This window comes from Citrobacter sp. RHB21-C05, assembly GCF_013889015.1.
Lineage (GTDB): Bacteria > Pseudomonadota > Gammaproteobacteria > Enterobacterales > Enterobacteriaceae > Citrobacter_A > Citrobacter_A sedlakii.
In genome coordinates this window covers 99,400-125,195 of sequence record NZ_CP057611.1, presented here as the reverse complement: position 1 = coordinate 125,195, position 25,796 = coordinate 99,400, and the positions used below count along the sequence as shown (strand labels likewise).

25 protein-coding genes are annotated in these 25,796 nt (G+C 52.5%); 11 read left to right on the top strand and 14 right to left on the bottom strand.

What is annotated here, in order from left to right; genetic code table 11:
- The first annotated feature begins 168 nt into the window (after positions 1-168).
- From lldP to trmL, 4 genes are read left to right on the top strand one after another with little or no spacing between them, the layout of a single operon-like run.
- Complete coding sequence (gene lldP / locus HVX72_RS00585) at positions 169-1,824, top strand: L-lactate permease (protein ID WP_042286917.1); 1,656 nt, start codon at positions 169-171, stop codon at positions 1,822-1,824.
- Positions 1,821-2,597 (top strand): transcriptional regulator LldR, encoded by a 777-nt coding sequence (lldR, locus tag HVX72_RS00580; protein WP_042286920.1) that lies wholly within the window; start codon positions 1,821-1,823, stop codon positions 2,595-2,597. The genes lldP and lldR overlap by 4 nt, the downstream gene beginning before the upstream one ends.
- On the top strand, positions 2,594-3,781 hold the full coding sequence (gene lldD, locus HVX72_RS00575; RefSeq protein ID WP_042286923.1) for an FMN-dependent L-lactate dehydrogenase LldD: 1,188 nt from the start codon (positions 2,594-2,596) through the stop codon (positions 3,779-3,781). The genes lldR and lldD overlap by 4 nt, the downstream gene beginning before the upstream one ends.
- 43 nt (positions 3,782-3,824) lie before the next feature.
- Positions 3,825-4,298 (top strand): tRNA (uridine(34)/cytosine(34)/5-carboxymethylaminomethyluridine(34)-2'-O)-methyltransferase TrmL, encoded by a 474-nt coding sequence (gene trmL, locus HVX72_RS00570; protein ID WP_060570301.1) that lies wholly within the window; start codon positions 3,825-3,827, stop codon positions 4,296-4,298.
- 186 nt (positions 4,299-4,484) lie between these two features.
- Here the strand turns inward: trmL and cysE are convergent, their stop codons facing one another.
- The 5 genes from cysE to HVX72_RS00545 all read right to left on the bottom strand — a co-directional run bounded on the left by cysE (position 4,485) and on the right by HVX72_RS00545 (position 7,661).
- Positions 4,485-5,306 (bottom strand): serine O-acetyltransferase, encoded by an 822-nt coding sequence (cysE, locus tag HVX72_RS00565; protein ID WP_042286927.1) that lies wholly within the window; start codon positions 5,304-5,306, stop codon positions 4,485-4,487.
- A gap of 78 nt (positions 5,307-5,384) precedes the next feature.
- A complete protein-coding gene (gpsA, locus tag HVX72_RS00560; protein ID WP_181822338.1) occupies positions 5,385-6,404 on the bottom strand; it encodes an NAD(P)H-dependent glycerol-3-phosphate dehydrogenase in 1,020 nt (339 codons plus the stop codon).
- On the bottom strand, positions 6,404-6,871 hold the full coding sequence (secB, locus tag HVX72_RS00555) for a protein-export chaperone SecB (protein WP_003024155.1): 468 nt from the start codon (positions 6,869-6,871) through the stop codon (positions 6,404-6,406). The genes gpsA and secB overlap by 1 nt, the downstream gene beginning before the upstream one ends.
- 56 nt (positions 6,872-6,927) lie before the next feature.
- Positions 6,928-7,179, bottom strand: coding sequence for a glutaredoxin 3 (grxC, locus tag HVX72_RS00550; RefSeq protein ID WP_012908148.1), 252 nt, complete (start codon positions 7,177-7,179; stop codon positions 6,928-6,930).
- A gap of 50 nt (positions 7,180-7,229) precedes the next feature.
- The gene (locus HVX72_RS00545) at positions 7,230-7,661 is read right to left on the bottom strand and encodes a rhodanese-like domain-containing protein (protein ID WP_042286978.1); all 432 of its coding nucleotides are present in this window, start codon (positions 7,659-7,661) and stop codon (positions 7,230-7,232) included.
- 244 nt (positions 7,662-7,905) lie between these two features.
- On the opposite strand from HVX72_RS00545, the gene gpmM reads away from it, so the two are divergent.
- The 3 genes from gpmM to HVX72_RS00530 are packed head-to-tail and all read left to right on the top strand — an operon-like array spanning position 7,906 to position 11,706.
- Positions 7,906-9,450, top strand: a complete 1,545-nt coding sequence (gene gpmM / locus HVX72_RS00540) for a 2,3-bisphosphoglycerate-independent phosphoglycerate mutase (RefSeq protein ID WP_060570252.1) — start codon at positions 7,906-7,908, stop codon at positions 9,448-9,450.
- 9 nt (positions 9,451-9,459) lie between these two features.
- Positions 9,460-10,743 carry a murein hydrolase activator EnvC gene (gene envC, locus HVX72_RS00535; RefSeq protein WP_042286984.1) on the top strand — a complete coding sequence of 428 codons (1,284 nt, stop codon included), beginning with the start codon at positions 9,460-9,462 and terminating at the stop codon, positions 10,741-10,743.
- 3 nt (positions 10,744-10,746) lie between these two features.
- Positions 10,747-11,706: a divergent polysaccharide deacetylase family protein gene (locus HVX72_RS00530; RefSeq protein ID WP_181822337.1), complete on the top strand. Its 960-nt coding sequence runs from the start codon at positions 10,747-10,749 to the stop codon at positions 11,704-11,706.
- Here HVX72_RS00530 and HVX72_RS00525 read toward each other — a convergent pair.
- The 3 genes from HVX72_RS00525 to kbl all read right to left on the bottom strand — a co-directional run bounded on the left by HVX72_RS00525 (position 11,693) and on the right by kbl (position 15,194).
- Positions 11,693-12,727 (bottom strand): glycosyltransferase, encoded by a 1,035-nt coding sequence (locus HVX72_RS00525; RefSeq protein ID WP_181822336.1) that lies wholly within the window; start codon positions 12,725-12,727, stop codon positions 11,693-11,695. The two genes, HVX72_RS00530 and HVX72_RS00525, sit on opposite strands and share 14 nt — an antisense overlap.
- 235 nt (positions 12,728-12,962) lie before the next feature.
- Positions 12,963-13,988: an L-threonine 3-dehydrogenase gene (tdh, locus tag HVX72_RS00520; RefSeq protein WP_042286991.1), complete on the bottom strand. Its 1,026-nt coding sequence runs from the start codon at positions 13,986-13,988 to the stop codon at positions 12,963-12,965.
- 9 nt (positions 13,989-13,997) lie between these two features.
- Positions 13,998-15,194 carry a glycine C-acetyltransferase gene (kbl, locus tag HVX72_RS00515; RefSeq protein ID WP_060570256.1) on the bottom strand — a complete coding sequence of 399 codons (1,197 nt, stop codon included), beginning with the start codon at positions 15,192-15,194 and terminating at the stop codon, positions 13,998-14,000.
- Between the two features lie 214 nt (positions 15,195-15,408).
- On the opposite strand from kbl, the gene rfaD reads away from it, so the two are divergent.
- The 4 genes from rfaD (at position 15,409) to HVX72_RS00495 (ending at position 19,763) form a co-directional block, all read left to right on the top strand.
- Positions 15,409-16,389, top strand: a complete 981-nt coding sequence (gene rfaD, locus HVX72_RS00510; RefSeq protein WP_060570257.1) for an ADP-glyceromanno-heptose 6-epimerase — start codon at positions 15,409-15,411, stop codon at positions 16,387-16,389.
- 79 nt (positions 16,390-16,468) lie between these two features.
- The gene (gene rfaF, locus HVX72_RS00505) at positions 16,469-17,515 is read left to right on the top strand and encodes an ADP-heptose--LPS heptosyltransferase RfaF (RefSeq protein WP_042286999.1); all 1,047 of its coding nucleotides are present in this window, start codon (positions 16,469-16,471) and stop codon (positions 17,513-17,515) included.
- A gap of 3 nt (positions 17,516-17,518) precedes the next feature.
- Positions 17,519-18,481 carry a lipopolysaccharide heptosyltransferase RfaC gene (rfaC, locus tag HVX72_RS00500; protein ID WP_181822335.1) on the top strand — a complete coding sequence of 321 codons (963 nt, stop codon included), beginning with the start codon at positions 17,519-17,521 and terminating at the stop codon, positions 18,479-18,481.
- Positions 18,482-18,539: 58 nt separating this feature from the next.
- The gene (locus HVX72_RS00495) at positions 18,540-19,763 is read left to right on the top strand and encodes an O-antigen ligase family protein (RefSeq protein ID WP_275943318.1); all 1,224 of its coding nucleotides are present in this window, start codon (positions 18,540-18,542) and stop codon (positions 19,761-19,763) included.
- Positions 19,764-19,795: 32 nt separating this feature from the next.
- Here the strand turns inward: HVX72_RS00495 and HVX72_RS00490 are convergent, their stop codons facing one another.
- From HVX72_RS00490 to waaB, 6 genes are all read right to left on the bottom strand, one after another.
- Complete coding sequence (locus HVX72_RS00490; protein WP_181822333.1) at positions 19,796-20,872, bottom strand: glycosyltransferase family 9 protein; 1,077 nt, start codon at positions 20,870-20,872, stop codon at positions 19,796-19,798.
- A 37-nt stretch (positions 20,873-20,909) separates the two neighbouring features.
- Positions 20,910-21,764 (bottom strand): 3-deoxy-D-manno-oct-2-ulosonate III transferase WaaZ, encoded by an 855-nt coding sequence (gene waaZ / locus HVX72_RS00485; RefSeq protein WP_060570261.1) that lies wholly within the window; start codon positions 21,762-21,764, stop codon positions 20,910-20,912.
- A 178-nt stretch (positions 21,765-21,942) separates the two neighbouring features.
- Complete coding sequence (gene rfaY, locus HVX72_RS00480; RefSeq protein ID WP_181822332.1) at positions 21,943-22,641, bottom strand: lipopolysaccharide core heptose(II) kinase RfaY; 699 nt, start codon at positions 22,639-22,641, stop codon at positions 21,943-21,945.
- Positions 22,642-22,654: 13 nt separating this feature from the next.
- On the bottom strand, positions 22,655-23,671 hold the full coding sequence (locus HVX72_RS00475; RefSeq protein WP_181822331.1) for a glycosyltransferase: 1,017 nt from the start codon (positions 23,669-23,671) through the stop codon (positions 22,655-22,657).
- Positions 23,672-23,691: 20 nt separating this feature from the next.
- Positions 23,692-24,705 carry a lipopolysaccharide 3-alpha-galactosyltransferase gene (gene waaO, locus HVX72_RS00470; protein WP_181822330.1) on the bottom strand — a complete coding sequence of 338 codons (1,014 nt, stop codon included), beginning with the start codon at positions 24,703-24,705 and terminating at the stop codon, positions 23,692-23,694.
- A 5-nt stretch (positions 24,706-24,710) separates the two neighbouring features.
- Positions 24,711-25,790 (bottom strand): lipopolysaccharide 1,6-galactosyltransferase, encoded by a 1,080-nt coding sequence (waaB, locus tag HVX72_RS00465; protein WP_181822329.1) that lies wholly within the window; start codon positions 25,788-25,790, stop codon positions 24,711-24,713.
- Positions 25,791-25,796: the final 6 nt, after the last annotated feature.

Sequence of the window (25,796 nt, the reverse complement as noted above, 5' to 3'; positions counted from 1 at the left end):
TCGCTGATTTAGCCTTACACTATCGTTGCCAATACATAACATTTGGTTAACCATTTGTTGTCATTATCCCTACACAACAATATTGGCAGGGCCACTTTTACACATAATGTGATGTCGAGATGAGCACAGACTCATAGCATTATGCGCGTGGCCCTCAGGAGACCTGCAATGAATCTCTGGCAACAAAACTACGATCCGGCCGGGAATATCTGGCTGTCCAGCCTGATCGCATCGCTCCCGATTCTGTTTTTCTTCTTCGCGCTGATCAAGCTCAAGCTGAAAGGCTATGTTGCCGCCTCGTGGACGGTGGTTATCGCGCTGGCTGTGGCGCTGCTGTTTTACAAAATGCCGGTCGATCGCGCGCTGGCCTCGGTGGTGTATGGTTTCTTCTATGGTTTGTGGCCGATTGCCTGGATCATTATCGCTGCTGTGTTTGTCTACAAAATCTCGGTGAAAACCGGGCAGTTCGACATTATCCGCTCGTCGATTCTGTCGATTACCCCTGACCAGCGCCTGCAAATGCTGATCGTCGGCTTCTCCTTTGGCGCGTTTCTGGAGGGGGCTGCGGGGTTCGGCGCCCCGGTGGCGATTACCGCCGCCTTGCTGGTTGGACTGGGCTTTAATCCGCTTTACGCCGCCGGGCTTTGCCTGATCGTCAACACTGCGCCAGTGGCGTTTGGCGCAATGGGGATCCCGATTCTGGTTGCCGGGCAGGTAACCGGACTGGACAGTTTTGAGATCGGCCAGATGGTGGGCCGCCAGCTGCCGTTCCTGACCATCATCGTACTGTTCTGGATCATGGCGATTATGGACGGCTGGCGCGGCATTAAAGAGACCTGGCCTGCGGTGATGGTAGCGGGCGGCTCGTTCGCGATTGCTCAATACCTCAGCTCCAACTTTATCGGTCCGGAGCTGCCGGACATCATTTCCTCACTGGTGTCGCTGGTCTGCCTGACGCTGTTCCTGAAACGCTGGCAGCCGGTGCGTATTTTCCGCTTTGCGGATATGGGGGCTTCCCATGTGGATCAGACGCTGGCGCGCACTGGCTACACCGCCGGACAGATTGTTCGCGCGTGGTCGCCGTTCCTGTTCCTGACCGCCACCGTGACGCTGTGGAGCGTACCGCCGTTTAAAGCCCTGTTCGCCCCAGGCGGCGCGCTGTACGACTGGGTGATTAACATCCCGGTTCCGTTCCTCGACAAGCTGATTGCCCGCATGCCGCCGGTAGTCAACGAAGCAACCGCCTATGCCGCCGTGTATAAATTCGACTGGTTCTCAGCGACCGGTACCGCCATTCTGTTCGCCGCGCTGCTGTCCATCGTCTGGCTAAAGATGAAGCCTTCCGCCGCCATCCAGACCTTTGGCAGCACCCTGAAGGAGCTGGCGCTGCCTATCTACTCCATCGGGATGGTGCTGGCGTTCGCGTTTATCTCTAACTATTCCGGTCTTTCGTCAACGCTGGCATTAGCGCTGGCGCATACCGGCAGCGCCTTCACCTTCTTCTCGCCGTTCCTCGGCTGGCTGGGCGTGTTCCTCACCGGCTCAGATACCTCATCGAATGCGCTGTTTGCCGCGCTGCAGGCTACCGCCGCCCAGCAAATTGGCGTGTCGGATGTGCTGATGGTCGCTGCAAACACCACCGGCGGGGTCACCGGCAAGATGATTTCGCCGCAGTCCATTGCTATCGCCTGCGCGGCGGTAGGACTGGTCGGTAAAGAGTCGGACTTGTTCCGTTTCACCGTCAAACACAGCCTGATCTTCACCTGCATGGTGGGCGTGATCACCACGCTTCAGGCGTATGTCTTAACCTGGATGATCCCGTGATTGTGATGCCAAAACGCCTGTCCGACGAGATAGCCTCTCGTGTGCGGGCGCTGATTGAAGAACAGCAGCTGGAGGCGGGTATGAAGCTGCCCGCCGAACGCCAGCTTGCCCAGCAGCTTGGCGTGTCGCGCAACTCTTTGCGCGAAGCGCTGGCGAAATTAGTGAGCGAAGGCGTCCTGCTCAGCCGTCGCGGCGGAGGGACGTTTGTCCGCTGGCAGCATGAAGAGTGGTCCGAGCAAAACATCGTACAGCCGCTCAAAACGCTGATGGCGGACGACCCGGACTACAGCTTCGACATTCTGGAAGCCCGCCACGCCATCGAAGCCAGCACCGCCTGGCATGCCGCCCTGCGCGCTACCCAGGCAGATAAAGAAAAAATCAGGCTCTGCTTTGACGCGACCCTCAGCGAAGATCCGGACATCGCCTCTCAGGCCGACGTTCGGTTTCATCTCGCCATCGCCGAGGCGTCACACAATGTGGTGCTGTTGCAGACCATGCGCGGATTCTTCGACGTACTGCACTCGTCGGTAAAACAGAGTCGCCAGCGTATGTACCTTGTCCCGCCGGTCTTTGCAAAGCTGACGGAGCAACATCAGGCGGTCATGGACGCCATTCTTGCCGGTGACGCCGACGGCGCGCGTAAAGCGATGATGGCGCATCTCAGCTTCGTCCACGCCACCATTAAACAATTTGATGAAGATCAGGCCCGCCAGGCGCGAATCACCCGCCTGCCCGGCGACCACAATGAGCATTCCAGGGAGAACAAAGCATGATTATCTCAGCAGCCAGCGATTATCGCGCCGCAGCCCAGCGCATTCTGCCTCCGTTTCTGTTCCACTACATTGACGGCGGCGCCTATGCGGAATACACCCTGCGCCGCAACGTAGAGGATTTATCGGAAGTGGCGCTGCGTCAGCGCGTTTTGAAAAACATGTCTGACTTAAGCCTGGAAACCACCCTCTTTAAAGAAAAGCTGTCGATGCCGGTGGCGCTGGCGCCGGTTGGCCTCTGCGGCATGTACGCCCGTCGAGGCGAAGTGCAGGCCGCTGCCGCCGCGGATGCGAAGGGGATTCCGTTTACCCTTTCCACCGTGTCCGTTTGCCCAATCGAAGAGGTGGCGCCGACCCTTAACCGTCCGATGTGGTTCCAGCTGTACGTGCTGCGTGACCGCGGTTTTATGCGTAACGCGCTGGAGCGGGCGAAAGCGGCAGGCTGTTCAACGCTGGTCTTTACGGTCGATATGCCAACACCCGGCGCGCGCTACCGCGACGCACATTCGGGCATGAGCGGTCCAAACGCAGCTCTGCGCCGTTACTGGCAGGCGGTGACCCATCCACAATGGGCGTGGGACGTAGGCCTGAACGGTCGTCCGCATGATTTAGGCAACATTTCGACCTATCTTGGCAAACCAACCGGGTTGGAAGATTACATCGGCTGGCTGGCAAATAACTTCGATCCGTCAATTTCGTGGAAAGACCTTGAGTGGATCCGTGACTTCTGGGACGGCCCGATGGTGATCAAAGGGATCCTCGATCCGGAAGACGCTCGCGACGCGGTGCGCTTTGGTGCGGACGGCATTGTGGTGTCTAACCACGGCGGACGCCAGCTCGACGGCGTGCTCTCCTCCGCGCGCGCCCTGCCCGCGATTGCCGACGCGGTAAAAGGCGACATCGCTATTCTGGCCGACAGTGGTATCCGTAACGGGCTTGACGTGGTACGCATGATTGCGCTGGGCGCAGACAGCGTGCTGCTGGGCCGCGCGTATCTTTACGCGCTGGCCACCGCCGGCCAGGCGGGCGTCGCCAACCTGCTGAACCTGATCGAGAAAGAGATGAAAGTCGCGATGACGCTGACCGGCGCGAAATCCATTAGCGAAATCAGCAAAGACTCGCTGGTTCAGGAGATCGGCAACCTTCCCGCGGCGCTGGCCCCCCTCGCGCAGGGTGATGCCGCGTAGTGAACGTGCTATGCTGCCCCGCGCAATTGAAGGGGCAGCAAACATGCTTAATATCGTTTTATTCGAACCAGAAATCCCACCCAATACCGGCAACATCATTCGCCTGTGCGCTAACACGGGCTTTCGTCTGCATATCATTGAGCCGATGGGCTTTACCTGGGACGACAAACGCCTGCGTCGTGCGGGACTGGACTACCATGAATTTGCCGCCGTGGCGCGCCATCGTGATTACGCGGCGTTTCAGGAAGCCGAAAAGCCACAGCGTCTGTTTGCCCTCACCACCAAAGGGACGCCCGCCCACAGCGCGGTGAGCTATCAGGACGGGGATTATTTGATGTTTGGCCCGGAGACGCGCGGCTTACCTGCCAGCATTCTTGATGCCTTGCCTGCGGAGCAAAAAATTCGGATTCCGATGATGCCGGACAGTCGCAGTATGAACCTGTCAAACGCGGTGTCGGTGGTGGTGTACGAGGCGTGGCGACAGTTAGGGTATCCCGGCGCGGTATTGCGTAGCTGAGGGTTGTCGGGTGACGACGCTACGCTTACCCCGCCAACGAATCACGCAGAGACGGGGCATTTTTTTCGGGCGTTATCGACGCCGCCACATTGAAGACAGTCTGCACGCAGTCACCGGAGCATACGCATAGCCCGTGAGGTGGCAAGCACAGCCTGGATTCAGGCTGGCACGTAAGATAGCCCGAAATCAGATTCCGTCGCCGTATTCGAACGTATGATGTATCCCGTTAAAATGCTGATCCATATCCATCGACGGTTTATCACTGTCCGGCTTGCCGACGATGCGCGCTGGCACCCCTGCGGCGGTGGTGTGCGGCGGTACAGGCTGTAACACCACAGAACCCGCGCCGATTTTTGCTCCGCGTCCAACTTCAATATTGCCAAGGATCTTCGCCCCGGCGCCAATCATCACTCCTTCACGGATCTTCGGATGGCGATCGCCGCTGGTTTTGCCGGTGCCGCCAAGGGTGACCGACTGCAGAATCGACACGTCATCTTCAATTACCGCGGTTTCGCCCACCACGATGCCAGTGGCATGGTCGAGCATGATCCCGCGTCCGATCCGCGCAGCCGGGTGGATATCGACCTGGAACGTCACAGATACCTGATTTTGTAAGAAGATAGCCAGCGCGCGGCGACCTTCGTTCCATAACCAGTGGCCGATGCGATAAGCCTGTAGGGCGTGAAAACCCTTCAGGTATAACAGCGGGGTGGAATATTTATCAACCGCCGGGTCGCGAGTGCGCACCGCCTGAATATCGCAGGCTGCCGAGGCAATCATCTCCGGGTCGGCGGCGTAGGCTTCCTCCACCACTTCCCGAATGGCAATCGCAGGCATAATCGGCGAGGCCAGTTTGTTCGCCAGCATGTAGCTTAGCGCACTGCCCAGGTTTTCATGCTTGAGTAGCGTTGCGTGGTAAAAACTGGCCAGCATTGGCTCACAATCGGCCAGGGCACGGGCTTCGGCTTTAATATTGTTCCAGACGATATCCAGTTCTTCACACGGCATTGCGAACTCCAGGTAATGAGGCTAACGACCGGCCCGTTCTTCGCGGGCCGGGTCATTGACGAAAACAGATCCTTGCGACTAGTGGCGGCTACGCTCGTCCTTGCGTGTACGGCCTAATAAGGTCAATGCTGCCTCGCGCGCGTTTTTTCCGCAATATAATACTTGATAAATTTCCTCGGTTATTGGCATTTCGACACCAAAACGGTGCGCCAACTCGCGGACTTCTTTCGTATTGCGGTAGCCTTCCACCACCTGTCCAATCTTGTCCTGCGCGCCTTGCACATCCATGCCCTGACCGAGCATCATGCCAAAGCGGCGGTTACGCGACTGATTGTCAGTACAGGTCAGCACCAGATCGCCCAGTCCCGCCATCCCCATAAAGGTGGCCGGATCGGCGCCCAGCGCCGCGCCCAGACGCGACATTTCCGCCAGTCCACGCGTGATAAGCGCGGTGCGTGCGTTAGCGCCAAAGCCGATGCCGTCTGACATCCCGGCGCCAATCGCAATCACATTTTTCACCGCGCCGCCAAGTTGAACGCCAATGAAGTCCGGATTGCTGTAGACGCGGAAACTTTTGCCGCAGTGAAGCAGTTGCTGAAGGTCGTCGGCGAAGGTGTCGTCAGTTGACGCCAGCGAGATGGCCGTCGGTAATCCCGCCGCCAACTCTTTCGCAAAGGTCGGACCGGAGATGACCGCCAGCGGAATTTGATCGCCCAGCGCCTCGCGCGCAACGTCCTGCAACAGGCGTCCCGTCTCGGCTTCAAGCCCTTTTGTCGCCCAGACCAGCCGCGCGTCAGCACGCAGCAACGGTTTGATTTGTCGCAGCACTTCCCCAAACACATGGCTTGGCACCACCACCAGAATATCGCGGCTTGCCGCCAGCGCGGTGGCTAAGTCGCTTTCGAGATGGAGCGTATCGGGAAAAGGCACGTCAGGAAGAAACGCGACGTTACAGCGATCGCGCTCAAGCGTCGCAATATGTTGCGGATCGTGGCCCCACAGGACAACCGGGTGGCCGTTTCTCGCCAGGGTGATGGCGAGAGCGGTGCCGTACGAGCCGGCACCAATCACTGTCATTGAAGCATTACGTGGGTTCATCAGGCATCCTGATGTTCTTCAGTACCTTCGCCAGCCTGCTGCTGTAAATAGTTCATGAACAGCGCATCGAAGTTAACCGGCGCAAGGTTCAGCTGCGGGAACGTACCGCGTGAAACCAGGCTGGTGATGCATTCGCGGGCATACGGGAACAGAATGTTCGGGCAGTATGCGCCCAGGCAATGCGCCATCTGGGTACCTTCAATACCGCTAATGGAGAAAATACCGCCCTGCTGAACTTCGCACAGGAACGCCGTTTCTTCACCCAGGGAAGCGGTTACGGTGACACGCAGTACAACTTCGTACACATCATCTGCCAGTTGGGTAGATGCGGTATCAAGATCAAGTTTAACCTCTGGCTGCCAGTCTTTCTGGAAAACATGCGGCGCATTTGGCGCTTCGAAAGAGACATCTTTGGTGTAAATACGTTGGATCTGGAAAGCCATTTCGGTGTTATTTTGTTCTGACATGTGTAGAAAACCCTTTTAGTGTTGTCCTTAAAATACAGCCTAAATCTGTGATGACGTTAGCTCAGCAGGGGATCAAGTCCACCACGCGCATCCAACGCATACAAGTCGTCACAGCCGCCAATGTGCTGTGCATCAATAAAAATCTGCGGAACCGTTGTACGGCCACTGCGCTTGATCATTTCTTCCCGTTTTACGGCGTCGCCGTCAATCGGAAGCTCCTGGAAACTCACGCCCTTGCTGTTTAACAACGCTTTCGCGCGATGGCAAAACGGGCAGGTTGCTTTGGTGTAGATCTCGATATTGGCCATACATCTCTCCGATATTCGCTTTATCTGTGGATTTCGTGCCAGCGGCGAGTTTATTTGCCGCGAACCAGCGGCAGATTCTCGCCGCTCCAGCCAGCAACGCCTTCTTTCAGCACGGACACTTTTTCAAAGCCTGCCTTGATGAGCGCATTTGCCGCTTCCTGACACTGCATGCCGGAACCGTCGACCACGATCACCGGTTTGTCTTTGTGCTTATCGAGCTCGCCCACGTTGTTCGCTTTGATTTCACTTGGCAGCAGGTTGATAGCGCCTGCGATATGGCCTTTACGGAAATCGTCACGCTGACGTAAATCGACAACAACGGCGTCTTCTTTGTTGATAAGACGCGTGGCTTCACCACGGGTGATGACCTTCACTTTTGAGGTCAGGCCTTTAAACGTGGTGAATAAAACCGCCACCAGTAACGCAATCCAGGCGATACTCAGTATGGGATGGCGACCAACAAATTGCATAATTTCTTGCATGGGGGGTAACAACTCCCGACTCAGTGATTAAAAACCAGGGAAGGAGTATACCTGCGCGATGGCGCAAATACAGCCAGCGCGTGCACTGGATTGCATTTTTGCGGGGCGCAATGGAAAAAATAGCGTAAAACCGCGCCGTCCATGCGCCGCGCGGCCCTATTATTTGATCTTCTGAGGCTATTTTATCGATTCAGCTGTAGTAAAATTACGCAAAATTTTTGTTTCTTTAGTGTGAGGTTTCACAATGTCGGTTTCGAAAAAACCTATGGTGCTGGTCATTCTCGATGGCTATGGTTACCGTGAAGAGAGCCAGGATAACGCCATTTTCTCTGCGAAAACGCCCGTCATGGACGCGCTGTGGGCGCAACGTCCGCATACGCTGATCGACGCGTCCGGTCTGGAAGTGGGTCTGCCTGACCGTCAGATGGGTAACTCAGAAGTAGGTCACGTTAACCTGGGCGCGGGCCGCATCGTGTATCAGGACCTGACGCGTCTGGATGTCGAAATTAAAGAACGTACCTTCTTTGCCAATCCGGTGCTGACCGCGGCGGTAGACCAGGCGAAAAACGCGGGTAAAGCGGTTCACATCATGGGCCTGCTCTCTGCGGGCGGCGTACACAGCCACGAAGACCACATCATGGCGATGGTGGAACTGGCCGCAGAACGCGGCGCGGAGAAAATCTACCTGCATGCGTTTCTCGACGGTCGCGACACCCCGCCGCGCAGCGCTGAATCCTCACTGAAAGCCTTCGAAGACAAGTTTGCCGCGCTGGGCAAAGGCCGCGTCGCTTCTATTATCGGACGTTATTACGCCATGGACCGCGACAACCGCTGGGATCGCGTTGAACAGGCTTATGATCTGATGACCCTGGCAAAAGGCGAATTCCAGTACGCAACCGCGGTTGAAGGCCTGCAGGCCGCTTACGCTCGCGACGAAAACGATGAATTCGTTAAAGCGACCGTGATTCGTGCGGAAGGCCAGGCCGATGCGGCAATGGAAGACGGCGATGCGCTGATTTTCATGAACTTCCGTGCCGACCGCGCGCGTGAAATCACACGGGCATTCGTTAACACTGACTTCGACGGCTTTGCGCGTAAGAAAGTGGTTAACCTGAATTTTGTCATGCTGACCGAATACGCGGCGGACATCAAAACGGCCGTCGCCTACCCACCAGCCTCTCTGGCAAACACTTTCGGCGAGTGGATGGCGAAGAATGACAAAACCCAGTTGCGTATCTCCGAAACGGAAAAATACGCGCATGTGACTTTCTTCTTCAACGGCGGCGTGGAAGAGCCATTTGCCGGTGAAGAACGCATTTTGATTAATTCACCGAAAGTGGCGACCTACGATCTTCAGCCGGAAATGAGCTCTGCGGAGTTGACTGAAAAACTGGTCGCCGCTATCGAAAGCGGGAAGTACGATACCATCATCTGTAACTACCCGAACGGCGATATGGTCGGTCATACCGGGGTGATGGAAGCAGCCGTGAAAGCAGTGGAAGCACTGGATCACTGCGTTGAGCAGGTCGCGAAAGCCGTTGAATCCGTTGGCGGACAGTTGCTGATCACTGCGGACCACGGTAACGCCGAGCAGATGCGCGATCCGGCGACGGGTCAGGCGCACACGGCGCACACGAACCTGCCGGTTCCGCTGATTTACGTGGGTGACAAAAACGTAAAAGCGGTGGAAGGCGGTAAACTTTCCGATATCGCGCCGACCATGCTGACGCTGATGGGTATGGAAATCCCGCAAGAGATGACTGGTAAGCCGCTGTTCATCGTGGAATAATCCCTCCCCATGAGGGGAAAGGCGATGAATACCAAACAAGGGGTCATGAAAACGCAACGGTTTTCAGTCAGGCCCCTGATTTACGCCAGCGTGTTGAGCGCTGGCGTATTGTTGTGCGCCTTTTCCGCCCACGCGGATGACCGCGATCAGCTCAAATCCATCCAGGCGGATATCGCCGCCAAAGAGCGCGCCGTGCGCCAGCAGCAGCAGCAGCGCGCAACCCTGCAAGCGCAGTTGAAAGCACAGGAAGAAGCGATTTCCGTCGCCGCGCGTAAACTGCGCGAAACCCAAAACACTCTCGCTCAGCTCAACAAGCAAATTGATGAGATGAACGCCTCCATCGCGAAGCTGGAGCAGCAAAAAGCCAGCCAGGAACGCAGCCTCGCCGCACAGTTGGATGCGGCGTTTCGTCAGGGCGAGCATACCGGCATTCAGCTTATCCTCAGTGGTGAAGAGAGCCAGCGCGGCCAGCGTTTACAGGCCTATTTCGGCTATCTGAACCAGGCGCGGCAAGAAACCATTACCGAGCTGAAGCAAACCCGCGAGCAGGTCGCCGCACAACGCGCCGAGCTGGAAGAGAAGCAAAGCCAGCAACAGACGCTGTTATACGAACAGCGCGCCCAGCAGGCGAAGCTGGAGCAGGCGCGTAACGAACGGAAAAAAACGCTCGCCGGACTGGAGTCCTCAATCCAGCAAGGCCAGCAGCAGCTGAGCGAACTGCGCGCTAACGAATCCCGTCTGCGTAACAGCATTGCGCGAGCGGAGGCCGCCGCCAAAGCGCGGGCGGAACGCGAAGCGCGCGAGGCGGAAGCAGTACGTAATCGACAGAAAGAGGCGACCCGTAAAGGCACCACCTATAAACCGACCGAAAGCGAGAAATCGCTGATGTCGCGCACCGGCGGTTTAGGCTCGCCGCGCGGTCAGGCTTATTGGCCGGTTCGCGGGCCAACGCTGCATCGATATGGCGAACGGCTGCAAGGTGAGCTACGTTGGAAAGGGATGGTTATCGGTGCGTCTGAAGGCACTGAAGTCAAAGCCATTGCCGATGGTCGGGTGATTCTGGCGGACTGGCTGCAGGGCTACGGGCTGGTCGTCGTCGTCGAACACGGCAAGGGCGACATGAGCCTTTACGGCTATAACCAGAGCGCGCTGGTCAGCGTGGGGACACAGGTTCGCGCCGGTCAGCCCATTGCGCTGGTCGGCAGCAGCGGGGGTCAGGGCAGACCGTCGCTCTATTTTGAAATCCGTCGCCAGGGTCAGGCCGTCAATCCACAGCCGTGGTTGGGAAGATAAGTTTTGCCTCACTTTCGTCGTACTGTTCTTTCATTCGCCAGCCTGCTGGCCTTCGCCTCCCCCGCTTTCGCTGGCAAACTCGCCATCGTGATCGACGATTTCGGCTACCGTCCGCATTATGAAAATCAGGTACTGGCGATGCCAGACGCAATCTCCGTTGCGGTACTGCCTAATGCGCCTCACGCCCGCGAAATGGCGACCAAAGCGCACAACAGCGGTCATGAGGTGTTGATTCACCTGCCGATGGCCCCACTCAGTAAGCAGCCGCTGGAAAAAGACACGCTGCGCCCGGAGATGAGCAGCAATGAGATCGAACGTATTGTGCGCGAGGCGGTCAGCAAAGTTCCCTACGCTGTCGGGCTGAATAACCATATGGGCAGCGCGATGACCTCCAGCCTGTTTGGCATGCAGAAAGTGATGCAGGCGCTGGAACGCTACGATCTCTATTTTCTCGACAGTATGACCATCGGCAATAGCCAGGCCATGCGCGCAGCGTCCGGTACGGGTGTGAAGGTTATCAAGCGCAAAGTGTTTCTCGACGACACGCAAAACGAAGCGGACATTCGCCGCCAGTTTAACCGCGCCATCGATCTGGCTCGTCGAAACGGGTCTGCGATCGCGATCGGACATCCGCATCCGTCAACGGTGCGTGTGCTCCAACAGATGGTGTATAACCTGCCAGCCGATATCACGCTGGTGCGTCCAAGCACCCTGCTTCACGAACCGCAGGTGGATACTTCGACGCCGAACCTGACCCCGCCGAAAAACAACGACGCGCCGCGTAATCCGTTCCGCGGAGTGAAGGTGTGTAACGCGAAGAAGGCACCCGAACCAGTTTATACCGACCGATTCTTCAGCGTCATAAGCGAGAGCATTCGTCAGAGCACGCTGGTCAGTTGGTACCAGCATCAGTGGCAGGGCTGGGGGAAGGCCCCCAGCAAGGGTGGCGTTAACCCAGGTTAAGGGCTTGACGGGCGGTGCGATGGTGCGAGCGTGTTTTGTCGCGCCAGCGATAAAGTCGTAGAGACCACAGCAGCGCCTGATACGCGACCTTCGCGCTACGCACGTTCATTATCATCCGTTTATACATGCCCGAGGTGAAAATCTCGGCAATCATGCGTTGACGCGTCAATATATCCGGCTCTTTGCGTACAGCATGACACACGCGTAATGCTTCATACGTTATTTGCTGACGAAACTCCGGATAAAGGGTAATTCGGTCGGCATAATCGCGATTCAGCTTTTCCAGTAAGCGGGTGATTTTAATATAATGGCGCTGATAATTAAGGTTTTTATTGCCCTGTCGTTTTAAACGACTAACGGAATTATCATGCAGGAAATACTTATATAATGACTCTTCGGTATAGCGTGCGCGACGGGCATTAAACATAAACTCTGTGGTCCACACGATATCCTGATGATGTAATCCCGGAATAAATCTGATGTTATTTTTTTCAATCACGTCGCGGCGATAAACCCCCATCCATACCACGTGCGTCCAGCGCCGAGAAGACAGCGCCATACGGAGCCAGTCCGGACCCGTTAATACACCTGTTGAGCGAATACGATCGGTGGGAATAGATTGCCAGGTGTCGCCGGAGGAACGTTCGCTCCAGTCCGCGTTACATTGCGCGACGTCGAGATTATCTTCCAGCGCCATCGTCATCAGCGTTTCGTACATGTGAGGATAAACCAGATCATCCGCATCGACGAAAGCGATATATTGCCCGGTGGCGGCGGCCATTCCCCGGTTACGCGCGACCGACGCCCCGGCATTGGCCTGATGCAGCAGGCGAACGTGTGGGTAGTTTTCGGCGTAATGCGTTGCTATTTCAACAGAGTTATCCGTTGAGCCGTCATTAACAATAATTATTTCCAGGGCAGTCCATGTTTGCGCGATGAGTGATTCCATGCAGGCTTTGAAATCATTACCCGCATTATAAAGCGGGATAATGACGCTGAGTCTGTTTGTACTATTCATCATAAATTACCGATTACCTCTGAAGTTACCCGCCTTTGTACAGCCTTAGTGTTAAGAAACAATTAAGGCTGGTGCATACTATTTTTAAACGTTGACGGTAACGGCAGAATAAAGCGTTGGAATGAACAGCAAAATCAGACTAGTGAGTAATTACGTAATATTTATGACAATGACAAAACTTTACAGGATTTCAGATATTGCCGAATAAAAAGGCCGGAAAACACCGGCCTTTTTACGATTAATCCCAGCTCAGGATGACTTTCCCCGATTGACCTGAACGCATCGCGTCAAAGCCCTTCTGGAAGTCATCAATCGAGAAACGATGGGTGATGACAGGAGAAAGATCCAGACCCGACTGGATCAGCGCCGCCATCTTGTACCAGGTTTCAAACATCTCACGGCCATAAATGCCTTTGATGAAGAGCCCTTTAAAGATCACTTTCGTCCAGTCGATTGACATGTCAGAGGGCGGGATCCCCAGCATCGCGATGCGACCACCGTGGTTCATGGTATCAAGCATGGTGCGGAACGCCGGCGGCGCGCCAGACATTTCCAGCCCCACATCGAAGCCTTCGGTCATCCCCAACGCTTCCATCACGTCGGTCAGACTCTCCTGCGCCACGTTAACCGCACGGGTAATACCCATCTTACGCGCCAGGTCCAGACGGTATTCGTTAACGTCGGTGATGACGACGTTGCGTGCCCCGACGTGTTTCGCCACCGCTGCCGCCATAATCCCGATAGGACCCGCGCCGGAAACCAGCACATCCTCGCCCACCAGATCGAACGACAGCGCGGTATGCACCGCATTACCGAACGGGTCAAAGATAGACGCCAGATCGTCAGAAATATTGTCCGGGATTTTGAAGGCGTTGAATGCCGGGATCACCAGATATTCGGCGAAGCAGCCTGGGCGGTTCACGCCCACGCCGGTCGTGTTGCGGCACAGGTGCGTACGGCCACCGCGGCAGTTACGGCAGTGCCCACAGGTAATGTGTCCTTCGCCAGAGACGCGATCGCCAATTTTAAAGCCTTTGACTTCCTGACCGATGCCGACCACTTCGCCGACGTATTCGTGCCCGACAACCATAGGTACCGGGATGGTTTTTTGCGACCACTCATCCCAGTTGTAGATGTGAACGTCAGTGCCGCAGATGGCTGTTTTACGGATTTTAATCAGCAGATCGTTGTGTCCGACTTCCGGTTCAGGAACGTCGGTCATCCAGATGCCCTCTTCCGCTTTCAGTTTGGATAACGCTTTCATCTTTGATCCTCAGGCAATAACGCCCAGTTGTTTACCTATGCGCGTGAACGCCTCAACCGCGCGCGTGATTTGCTCCGGCGTATGGGCGGCGGACATCTGGGTACGAATGCGCGCCTGGCCTTTCGGCACCACCGGATAGAAGAATCCTGTTACGTAAATACCCTCTTTTTGCAGCTCACGGGCAAATTGTTGCGCCACCACCGCATCGCCCAGCATCACCGGAATGATGGCGTGGTCGGCGCCCGCAAGGGTGAAACCTGCCGCAGACATCTGCTCGCGGAACTGGCGCGCGTTCGCCCACAGGCGGTCGCGCAGCTCGCCGCCGGATTCTACCATCTCCAGTACTTTTATGGAGGCGGCGACAATCGCCGGCGCCAGAGAGTTGGAGAACAGATACGGACGGGAGCGCTGACGTAACCATTCCACCACCTCTTTACGCGCCGCAGTGTAGCCGCCAGACGCGCCGCCGAGCGCTTTGCCCAACGTCCCGGTGATGATGTCCACGCGTCCCATCACGTCGCAATACTCATGGGAGCCACGCCCGTTTTCACCCACGAAGCCCACCGCGTGAGAGTCATCAACCATCACAAGCGCGTCGTATTTATCCGCCAGGTCGCAGACGCCTTTCAGGTTGGCGATCACACCATCCATCGAGAACACGCCGTCGGTAGCGATCAGTACATGACGGGCCCCGGCTTCACGCGCTTCTTTCAGGCGAGCTTCCAGTTCGACCATATCATTGTTGGCATAGCGGAAGCGCTTCGCTTTACACAAACGCACGCCGTCGATAATAGAGGCGTGGTTCAGGGCGTCGGAGATAATCGCGTCTTCTGCGCCCAGCAGCGTTTCGAACAGGCCGCCGTTGGCGTCGAAGCAGGAGGAGTAGAGGATGGCATCTTCCATCCCCAGGAAGTTTGCCAGCTTTTGCTCAAGGTGCTTGTGGCTGTCCTGGGTACCGCAAATAAAGCGCACCGAGGCCATACCAAACCCGTGAGAATCCATTCCTGCTTTTGCCGCCGCAATCAGTTCAGGGTGGTTAGCCAACCCGAGATAGTTGTTGGCGCAGAAGTTAATGACGTGGCTTCCATCCGCCACAGTGATATCTGCCTGCTGAGCAGACGTGATAATGCGCTCTTCTTTAAACAATCCTTCCGCCCGGGCGGTTTCCAGATCGTTGGTTAACTGTTTGTAAAAATCCCCACGCATTGCGATTCTCCAGACTGGGCAAATTTCAGCACATCTTACCTAACCCTGGACGCTGATACGAGATGACGCATTAGCACTTCTTTAAAATGCAGGATAAATCACGCGTACCCACACGCGTAATCGGTGAATGGCTGAAGCCAGGGCCAGGTAGTGATATGATAGAAGTATTCGTGTCTGAGATAGTCTCTGACTCCATAATTCATAGGTTACAGTTATGATCATCGTTACCGGCGGCGCGGGTTTTATCGGCAGCAACATCGTTAAAGCCCTGAATGATAAAGGCATCACCGATATCCTGGTGGTGGACAACCTGAAAGACGGCACCAAGTTTGTGAACCTGGTGGACCTGAACATTGCCGACTATATGGATAAAGAAGATTTCTTAATCCAGATTATGGCGGGCGAAGAGTTTGGCGAGGTAGAGGCCATTTTCCACGAAGGCGCGTGCTCCTCCACGACCGAGTGGGACGGCAAGTACATGATGGACAATAACTATCAGTACTCCAAAGAGCTGCTGCACTACTGCCTGGAGCGTGAAATTCCGTTCCTGTACGCCTCTTCCGCCGCCACCTACGGCGGTCGCACCTCTGATTTCATCGAATCCCGCGAATATGAGCAGCCGCTAAACGTTTACGGCTATTCTAAGTTCCTGTTTGATGAGTACGTGCGTCAGATCCTGCCAGAAGCGAACTCCCAGATTGTTGGCTTCCGCTACTTCAACGTTTACGGTCCGCGCGAAGGCCACAAAGGCAGCATGGCGAGCGTGGCGTTCCACCTGAACACCCAGCTGAATAATGGCGAAAGCCCGAAACTGTTTGAAGGCAGCGACGGCTTCAAGCGTGACTTTGTTTACGTGGGCGATGTGGCGGATGTGAACCTGTGGTTCTGGGAAAACGGCGTGTCCGGTATCTATAACCTCGGCACCGGTCGTGCAGAATCCTTCCAGGCCGTGGCTGACGCGACGCTGGCTTTCCATAAAAAAGGCGAGATTGAGTACATCCCGTTCCCGGAAAAACTGAAGGGTCGCTACCAGGCGTTCACGCAGGCGGACCTGACCAACCTGCGCGCGGCGGGCTATGACAAGCCGTTTAAGACCGTAGCCGAAGGCGTAACGGAATATATGGCCTGGCTGAACCGCGACAGCGATACAAATTCACAAAATCATTCGAGCGGTATCAAGGCGGCAACTAAGTGAGTCTCCGGTCACTTACTAAAGTAAGTGACCGGAGTGAACGCAGGCAGCCAACGCAGAGACAGCTTGAAGGATGAAGTGAATGAAAATTTTGGTGATCGGCCCGTCCTGGGTGGGCGACATGATGATGTCGCAAAGTCTCTATCGCACGCTCAAAGCGCGCTATCCCCAGGCGATAATCGACGTGATGGCGCCCGCATGGTGCCGTCCGCTGTTGTCGCGAATGCCGGAAGTGAACGAAGCGATCCCAATGCCACTCGGCCATGGGACGCTGGCGCTCGGCGAACGCCGCAGGCTCGGCCATAGCCTGCGCGAGAAACGCTATGACCGCGCATATGTGCTGCCCAACTCCTTCAAATCAGCCCTTGTGCCCTTCTTTGCGGGCGTACCGCAGCGCACAGGCTGGCGCGGCGAGATGCGTTACGGTCTGCTAAACGACGCGCGTGTGCTGGACAAAGCGGCCTGGCCCTTGATGGTGGAACGCTATGTCGCGCTGGCTTACGACAAGGGCGTAATGCACAGCGCGAAAGATCTGCCGCAGCCGCTGCTGTGGCCGCAGTTGCAGGTGAGCGAAGGTGAAAAATCCCTGACCTGTTGTGAATTTTCGCTTTCAGATGAGCGGCCCATGATCGGCTTTTGCCCTGGCGCGGAATTTGGACCTGCCAAACGCTGGCCACACTATCATTACGCGGAACTGGCGAAACAGCTGATAGACGAAGGCTATCAGGTAGTGCTGTTCGGTTCGGCGAAAGATCACGAAGCCGGGAACGAGATTTTAGCGTCCTTAAACGATGAGCAGCAGGCGTGGTGCCGCAATCTGGCAGGCGACACCCAACTGGAGCAGGCCGTCATTTTGATCGGCGCCTGTAAAGCCGTCGTCAGCAATGACTCCGGGCTGATGCACGTCGCCGCGGCCCTTAACCGCCCGCTGGTTGCCCTCTACGGCCCCAGCAGCCCTGACTTCACGCCGCCGCTTTCACATAAAGCGCGGGTGATTCGCCTGATTACCGGCTATCACAAAGTGCGCAAAGGCGATGCGGCAGAAGGGTACCATCAGAGTCTGATCGACATTACTCCAGCGCAGGTGCTGGAAGCCCTGAACGCTCTGTTATTACAAGAGGAAGCCTGACGAATGCGGGTTCTGATCGTCAAAACATCCTCAATGGGTGATGTGTTGCATACCCTTCCGGCGCTCACCGATGCACAACAGGCGATACCGGGTATTCAGTTTGACTGGGTGGTCGAAGAAGGATTCGCGCAGATCCCCTCGTGGCATTCGGCGGTAAACCGCGTCATTCCCGTTGCGATTCGTCGCTGGCGTAAAGCCTGGTTTTCCGCGTCGGTTAAAGCGGAGCGTAACGCTTTCCGCGAGGCGGTACAGGCAGAACGCTATGATGCCGTTATCGACGCCCAGGGATTGGTTAAAAGCGCTGCGCTGGTGACTCGCCTCGCACATGGCGTAAAGCATGGTATGGACTGGCAGAGCGCACGCGAGCCGCTGGCCGCTCTGTTTTATCATCGCCGCCATCACATTGCCAGGCAGCAGCATGCCGTAGAGCGTACCCGCGAACTGTTCGCAAAAAGCCTGAATTATTCCAAACCATCCTCGCAAGGCGATTATGCTATCGCGCGGCATTTCCTGACATCTGAACAGGATACTGCGCAACCCTACGCGGTATTTTTGCACGCAACCACACGCGATGATAAACACTGGCCGGAAGCAAACTGGCGAGCGCTAATTGGTTTGTTGGCTGACAACGATATCAGCATCAAATTGCCGTGGGGCGCGCCTCATGAAGAAGCACGGGCGAGAAGACTTGCCGAAGGGTTCGCTCACGTTGAGGTCTTACCGAGGATGAGTCTGGAAGAAGTTGCGCGCGTACTGGCAGGCGCAAAATATGTGGTTTCCGTCGATACGGGGCTTAGCCACCTGACGGCGGCGCTCGATCGACCGAATATTACGCTGTATGGCCCAACGGATCCGGGGTTAATTGGGGGGTACGGGAAAAACCAGATAGCGTGTCGTTCACCCGAAAATAATTTAGCCAAGCTTGATGCCCACACCGTTCTGAACGGAATATCATCATTATTCTAAAGGTACATGAATGTTAGCCTTGAACTCTTTACATTCCTGGCAAACCGGTGCCAGGAAGATGTCCACAGTGCTGGAGTTGACTACCTGGTTACTTTGCTTCGTCACCCTTGTCGTCGCGCTGTTCAATAATAATTTGAGTATGAAGCTGTATAATATTACGGCGATTCTCGGTCTGCTGGCGCTTATTTTACGCGGCAAGCCGGAAAGTTATTCGCCGCGATACTGGCTGTTACCCCTTTCTGTTCTGCTTATCGGCGTCATCGACGTCAGCTGGTATTCCGCCTTTAAAGTAGATAATTCACCCTTTCGGGCGACGTACCATAGTTATTTGAATACGGCGAAAATCTTTATCTTTGGGGCCTTTCTCATACTGTTGGCGCTGACCTCGAAAATAAAGATGAATAAAGAGTGGCCGCTGTATATTCTGTATTTGCTGTCGTTTTTCATTGCCGGTTATGGCTACTATGTAAAAACCACAACCGGTATCTCCCGTCTGGATTTTGGTATTGGTACGGCAACAGGCGCAGCATATTCGATCATGTTTGTCGGCATCGTCAGCGCGATATCAATACTGTATACCCAGCGCAAGCACCCGGTGCTGTTTCTGCTTAACGCAGCTGCCGTGTTCTTTGCGCTTGCCCTCACCCAGACGCGTTCAGCGCTGCTTATTTTTCCGGTGATATGCGCGCTGGCACTGGTGGCGGGCTATCTTAAGACCCCCAAAAAATTGTTCTTTTCGGTGATTAGTTTTTTGGTTGCCTTCGTTGTCCTTGTTGCGGTCTTCAGCAAGCCGATTTATAGCCGCTACCATGAAGCGGTTGCGGACCTGGCGCGATATAACAATGGCAACAGTGTCAGTTCGCTTGGCGCACGCCTGGCGATGTATGAGATTGGATTTGATATTTTCAAAGAATCACCGCTTGCCGCACGCTCGGCAGATGTTCGGGCGCAGCGTATGGAAGAGCTGGCGAATGCGCATCCTTATCTTCGCGTGGCTTTAGAATTTTCCAACGTTCACTTGCACAATGAGTTGGTTGAAGCGGCCTCGCTGAAAGGTATTGCCGGGATTCTATCGACTTTGCTGTTTTACGCCGCGCTGTTTTATACGGTGTACTATCACCGCTCTTTAGGGCTGTTTGCCCTGACGTTAGCGATTATTGGCACGGGAATGAGCGATGTGATTCTCTGGTCACGCAGTATCCCGATCATTTTGATCACGGCTGTCGCACTGATGCTGCTTATCAAGAAAAATCGCCCGCCAGAAAGACTTGTTCAGCAGTGATTCCTTTCACGCCATCCAAAGCGGGCATCCGCTCACTTTGGATGGCGGTCAAATAACGCGTCCACTGAATCAATCAATACATCGGAACGGATATCTTTCACCGTACAGGTGGGAGAGACTACCTGCAATGCGTTGCAATTATTCGGCGCCCAGATTAGGTGCGAGGGATAAGCGTCGTGTCGCGCGTTGGGGTAGAGCGCGAGCGTAGGGATCTGATAAGCCGAAGCAATATGAACCAGCGCGGTGTCCACAGAAATAACGTACTGGCTGAATTTTGTCAGGGCAACGGTATAAATAAACGCGTTAAACGGCAGCGTTTCAATGTCCGGTATCGCAATAGAGCGCACATCTTGCGGCAGGCCGGTAAAAATCACCCGAAACTCAGGATGCCGTTCACGAATACGGGAATAGATCGTTGCAATCTGCTCCGCTGTTAAACGGCAGATTTTCTTCGCGCCCAGAGCATTAATTATAATAATCTTCGTATCGCCGATGAAATTCACGACCGCGTTTTCGACTTCTGCGGTGAGCGGCAGATCATAACTGACATCGAACGAATTATCGGTATCGGGATAAAAATAACGCAGTATTTCACTCGCCCGCGTACACATATGCGCAGCGAGTTTTTCGTCATGCGGATGATACACGGTGTAGTAACGCTTATACCATTTATCAAAGCCAAGAACATGCGAGCGCCTGACGCCAGATAAGAGTAACGCATGGGTAAAAGAAGGCATTGTTTCAAAAGGATCGAGAACGATATCGAAAGACGCCTGCTTCAGCTGCTTACGTAGGGCCAGTACATCGCTGATTTTAGATGAGGTTTTGATAAAAAAACGTTGTATCTTGTTATTACCCGCGAGAAAGTCTTTTCCTGCGGCGGTCGTTAAGATAGAGAGCTTAACGCCACGAGTGGTCAGTTCCCGGTAAAGCGAACTCAGGACAATTAAATCGCCTAACTTGTTGTTGTCATGAATAAGCAAACATGACCGGATTGCTGGCGCGTTGATTTTTGGCGTTGTATTTTGGGGAAAGAAGAAAGATAAAGCGTTAATTTTGATTTTATTAAAAAAATATCTTTTTTTCTTATGGAAAGCACCTAAGCCCATGCTAATTACCACATTACAATAAAAAACAGGATTGAAATTAGCCTACATAAGAATCCGCATGATCGTGCAGTCCAAGCGTTTTTTTCAATACGCTTTTCTTAGGCGCAAGGGTAGCGACATCAGCAGGTCTGATAAAAGGAATGATGTCGTAGCCAATCGCCGTGTCGTCAGAGAGGTTGTAAATCTGAAAGTCTGGCACTTGTGCACGCATGAATTTGAAGAAGGGCAAGATTTTGACCAGATCCTTGCTGAGCTCTGACGGCATCGGGTTATTGCTTTCGTCATAAAAACGCGCGCAACTGCCGGTAATGTCCAGCCCGGAACAGATAGTGTTATCGTACCCCAGCGAATATGCTATTTGCATTGCGGTATACGCAACGGTATGGCATGAACAATAGCCGAAGCTAATATCCTTACTAAAGCCAACCAGCCTTCCGCGCTTAGAGACAGGGACGTTGATCAACAGTTTCTTGTTCCATCGAGACAGCGTTTCCAACTTCAACTTCTTGAAAAGTCCGCCTTTTTCACGTTTATAAAACGCGCGCAAAATGAAGCAATGAGCGCGCATGTAGCACTTGTCTTCTTCCGATGCGGCCTCATAAACGTCCATATTGACGAAGGTAAATTTACTGCCGCGGCTGAACTTATAAAAGTCCTCACGCCGTTGCAGCAGAAAGCGTGCGTCTGTTAGGACATAAATGAAAGGGGTAATACCATTACTGAGCAAGTATTCCGCCGCGCCGTTAACGGTGATGACATCATTGTTGCGTAAAAGAGACAGTGGCGTCCCTCGGGACGTAGGCCCCGACAAGAAAATGATAACGTTTTCAGATGTTCTGCTGTCAGTAAGCTGCTGAACACCGGCGCGAGTTAAAAACTTAACATTACTCATATAAAACCTGTATGTTAATCATGCAACTTAAATCACGATGAATCTTTGAGGTAAGTGTTCATAGCTTATCTTTAGCGAGGGTAATCGAAATAGAGTACTGAACCTGCTCATAAAATATACAACGCCATTTTTGCATTTAGACCTGCCAATTGCAATATCCGGGATATCACAGTCAAACTTAGCGCACACTTTTGCCTTTCAGACGACGCAAAAAATTACGCCATTTTTTCTTGTAGACCAAAAGATGGTAACCCAGATCTTTGCTCGTGTTTTCAATGCCATAATGACGTTCTAAATCGATTCTGTCTTTAGCCATCCGTTGACGAGAGGGTCTTTTTCCGGACAGGTCAATGATCCTTATCTCACCATCCTGTAATATAAAGTTACCCTTATGCGGGTCGCCTGAGACCATACCATGTTGGTGAAGTCCCTCGATCGAATGCTTAATCTTACTCTTTATGTCAGACGAGATGTCAGACATGTCGGCCAGTTCCACACCTTCGATGTACTCAATAATCATGATATAGGTGTGGACATAACGCAGCGTTTTCACTTCTGCCAACAGATAAAAATCATTTAACGCATCATACCCTTCCTGGCGAACACGATCCGTCTGGTAGAAAAGTTTTTCGTAGTAGTCCCCTTTCACCAGCGATTTGAAAAATCGCTCAGTGTTTTTTACTTTAGGGTGAAAAATCTTCAGAATATATTTACCATGCTCGGTATCGATCAATACGACCTTGGTATCTTCAATACTACGAAAGACTTTTAATACGCTAAGGTTGTGGTTAAGAAAATCAGTGAAAATATCGATGTATTTTTGCCCGTCTTGTTTAACGAAGACAGTATAATTTTTTATTTTTGTTTCAATAATCATAATTGTGGGAAATTTATTTCGCTAAAATTTTTCGATAGAGATAGGCGGCGCCTGCAATTATTCCTTGTAAATAATGCTTCTGAACCAGAAGGTGTTTATATCTTTTTTTGTACTCCACCATGGTTCTTGCATTTTTAGCCGGGACAGTCTGCCATGGTGATTTAACCTGCGCAGTGGTGAAATAAATAACAGAAGGATACTTTGCCCAAGCATGCCAGGGTTTAGTTGCCCCGGTATAATGAATCAATTTTGTATTATTAGTAATGACGTTTAAATAATTCAGGTGTGTTTTATCTTTCAATTCACTTTTAATGGTATAAATAGTATTGTATTCGCGTGGTAAAAAGACCACTTTATCAATTAGCAGGATATTTAACACATCCTGATCGGGATATTTGAAAAATGGAGATTGACCTTCTTCTCCGGTTAACAGTGAAAGCGCGTGTTCTGTTAAACACTGCGCCGTCCACTGCTGAAGATTGACTAACACAACGCCAGAGTTAAAGTAGCGCCCCTGTAAATGATAAGCGGGTAAGCGCTCATCAACTTTAGCCTGGATAGAATCAACATCTTTAACAACCGCAGCAACTTTATCTGTCAGATCTATCGCTAAAAGCGCTTCAAGCGATCCTTTGCAGACAACATCGGCATCAAGATAGAGTAATCTATCCATTTTTTGACGAAGATAATCAAATGCAAACAGGCGAAAATACATTGCCCTGGACCAGACCTTTGTTCTTGGTAAAACCTCAAGGCAATTCACGTTAATGATGTAAAGCGAAATTTTAACGTGATACTGATTCGCAAGTGAAGCTATTTTTTTAATGAAACCCTGGACATAACGATCGCAGATTATATGAAATTCGACATTTATTTTATTATGCAGGAGAACAGAAGAAATGGAGACACCCACGCCATCAAGATAATTCTCATCAATGCCATAAGAGATATGTAACGTATCATCAGAGTCATTTAAGCGTTCATCAAAAACTTTAAACTCTGTTATCTCTATTTCAGGAAATGAGTTCACTGCATCACCTATAGTTATATTTATTTAACAAGCTTACTTTTAAAGTAATATAAATAATCCATCACACCAGCAATGTACTTTTTCTGGTTAAACATGTGCTTTGCTGCATAGCGCAACTGATGGCTATTTTTAGGTTTTAGCAAGTCAACACTAGACCAGGGTGACAACTTTTTCGCATTCAAAAAGCTTTGAGCAACAGGATAATTTCCCCACTGATGCCATGGTTTTGTCGGACCGATATAATGTATAAACACGGTGCTTTCATTGACAGGGTTTAACACCCTTTCCTTTAATTCATAGTTAATGCTGAACTGGGTATTGAACTTTTTATCCACAAAACGCGCCTTGTCCACCAGCAGCATATTGAGTACATCCTGATCCAGGTGCGTTATGCGCTGAACAACATCCGGATCGCGCAACATTTCAATGGCTTTACGCGAGATATCTTCCTGCGCCCAGCGAGGAATATTGATAAGTAAGAAGCCTGCATTGAAATAACCGGACACCAGACCCGGCGTTGCCAGACTGACCGAACGTTTCGTCCACCATTCGGTTTCTCCTTCGGCAACAACTGCTGCAATTTCGTGCTCGGTAAAATGCAGATCAATCAGTTCCTGAATGCTTCCTTTACAGGCAATATCCGCATCCAGGTACAGCACCTTATCGGTTTTACCCGCAAAGCGATCGGCGATGATAAATCGAAAGTATGTCGCGTAGGACCAGTTTTTTGTGCTGGGTAATGATTTGAGTTGCTCGCAATCCACTAAATGGACAGCGATCCGAGTAGAATATTGTTCAGCCAGCGCATGAAAACGCGCACGATCGTCATCGCTGAAAAAATCTGTGAAGACATGAAATGCCAGCGGCACTTCTGGGTTAGCGATCAGAATTGAAGCAATGGATACGCCACAGCCAAACAGAAAGTTCTTGTCGATGCCATAGGCAATGTTAAAACATTCAACATCACTATGCTCTGTATAATTATAATCTAAAGTTTGCTGAATGACTTTTTCATCAAAGTACTTTGTCGTCATAGTGATCACTTATTATTTTTAGCAGAAATTGTACTTTCTAAATTTTCAAAATAAATATCATTATAGAAGTTATCGATGGACGCTGGAATCAGATTATTATTATATATGACACTGCCTGCAATAGAATGATTTAGCAGGTTAACGAATTGCTTGATATCCCCAGGAGGGAATAGCTCACCATTTATACCCGGTTGAATCATATCTCGCGGACCCGACATACAGTCAGAACTGATGCAGGGTATACCATATGACATTGCTTCCAGTAACGTCATTGGAAAACCCTCAAAAGAGGACGTCAGTAATAACGCCGTCACGTTTTTTATCTCTTTCTTTACCACATCCCACGGTGAACCCTGCCATCCATGCCAGGTAATACGTTCGCCAATCCCCAGGTCCTGCCCGTACTTTTGACATTTCTCAAAATCAGAACCATCGCCAATCACATGTAGTCGCCAATCACCTTCCGCTCGAGACAGCCCATCGAGCAAGTCCTTGATTCTTTTTTGCCCTTCAAACTTCATACGCCCAACGTAAAGGAATACCGCAGGCTGACCCGGCTCAGGTGGATAAACGATAGTCGATTTTCTTGATACCGGATTAAAAATAACGCTGATTCGACTTTGCTCTATACCACGCGCTATCATCTGCTCTTTAATCCCGGAGCTTATTGCCAGATGGTAATCTGCATGGATGATACACTCAGCATGTTTTTTATGATCAAGCGAAAAATGTGGCCAGGAAAAAAGGGTGAAATCCACACCCGATTTTTTTCGCGCTTTACTGGCAAAAAGACAAGATAAGACGTCAATACAAATCACAACATCAGGCCGTGTTTCTTTTAGCCACTGGCTAAATGCATTAATATGCTTTGCGCGACGCAAAAAACCGAGTCGGGTGTTTGAGAAAGAGCATGAATAGTTGATATTATTCAACCATGCTTTATCCATTTTGTCATTTCGACAAAAGAAAAACATGTCGCACGTATGCCCGAAGGGTTTTTCTTGTAAGTGGTTAATGACATCCCGGATAACCGTTTCCATGCCACCAAAACCTGAAACAGCTTCACCAATAAATGCTACTTTCATGCAGGA

Coding starts and splice junctions, on each gene's coding strand:
- lldD (WP_042286923.1), top strand. CDS start 2,594: ATGATTATCTCAGCAGCCAGCGATTATCGCGCCGCAGCCCAGCGCATT.
- lldP (WP_042286917.1), top strand. CDS start 169: ATGAATCTCTGGCAACAAAACTACGATCCGGCCGGGAATATCTGGCTG.
- waaZ (WP_060570261.1), bottom strand. CDS start 21,764: ATGAGTAATGTTAAGTTTTTAACTCGCGCCGGTGTTCAGCAGCTTACT.
- trmL (WP_060570301.1), top strand. CDS start 3,825: ATGCTTAATATCGTTTTATTCGAACCAGAAATCCCACCCAATACCGGC.
- tdh (WP_042286991.1), bottom strand. CDS start 13,988: ATGAAAGCGTTATCCAAACTGAAAGCGGAAGAGGGCATCTGGATGACC.
- gpsA (WP_181822338.1), bottom strand. CDS start 6,404: ATGAACCCACGTAATGCTTCAATGACAGTGATTGGTGCCGGCTCGTAC.
- HVX72_RS00545 (WP_042286978.1), bottom strand. CDS start 7,661: ATGCAAGAAATTATGCAATTTGTTGGTCGCCATCCCATACTGAGTATC.
- cysE (WP_042286927.1), bottom strand. CDS start 5,306: ATGCCGTGTGAAGAACTGGATATCGTCTGGAACAATATTAAAGCCGAA.
- gpmM (WP_060570252.1), top strand. CDS start 7,906: ATGTCGGTTTCGAAAAAACCTATGGTGCTGGTCATTCTCGATGGCTAT.
- rfaF (WP_042286999.1), top strand. CDS start 16,469: ATGAAAATTTTGGTGATCGGCCCGTCCTGGGTGGGCGACATGATGATG.
- HVX72_RS00495 (WP_275943318.1), top strand. CDS start 18,540: ATGTCCACAGTGCTGGAGTTGACTACCTGGTTACTTTGCTTCGTCACC.
- rfaY (WP_181822332.1), bottom strand. CDS start 22,641: ATGATTATTGAAACAAAAATAAAAAATTATACTGTCTTCGTTAAACAA.
- secB (WP_003024155.1), bottom strand. CDS start 6,871: ATGTCAGAACAAAATAACACCGAAATGGCTTTCCAGATCCAACGTATT.
- waaB (WP_181822329.1), bottom strand. CDS start 25,790: ATGAAAGTAGCATTTATTGGTGAAGCTGTTTCAGGTTTTGGTGGCATG.
- rfaC (WP_181822335.1), top strand. CDS start 17,519: ATGCGGGTTCTGATCGTCAAAACATCCTCAATGGGTGATGTGTTGCAT.
- grxC (WP_012908148.1), bottom strand. CDS start 7,179: ATGGCCAATATCGAGATCTACACCAAAGCAACCTGCCCGTTTTGCCAT.
- rfaD (WP_060570257.1), top strand. CDS start 15,409: ATGATCATCGTTACCGGCGGCGCGGGTTTTATCGGCAGCAACATCGTT.
- waaO (WP_181822330.1), bottom strand. CDS start 24,705: ATGACGACAAAGTACTTTGATGAAAAAGTCATTCAGCAAACTTTAGAT.
- envC (WP_042286984.1), top strand. CDS start 9,460: ATGAGGGGAAAGGCGATGAATACCAAACAAGGGGTCATGAAAACGCAA.
- kbl (WP_060570256.1), bottom strand. CDS start 15,194: ATGCGTGGGGATTTTTACAAACAGTTAACCAACGATCTGGAAACCGCC.
- HVX72_RS00525 (WP_181822336.1), bottom strand. CDS start 12,727: ATGATGAATAGTACAAACAGACTCAGCGTCATTATCCCGCTTTATAAT.
- HVX72_RS00490 (WP_181822333.1), bottom strand. CDS start 20,872: ATGGGCTTAGGTGCTTTCCATAAGAAAAAAAGATATTTTTTTAATAAA.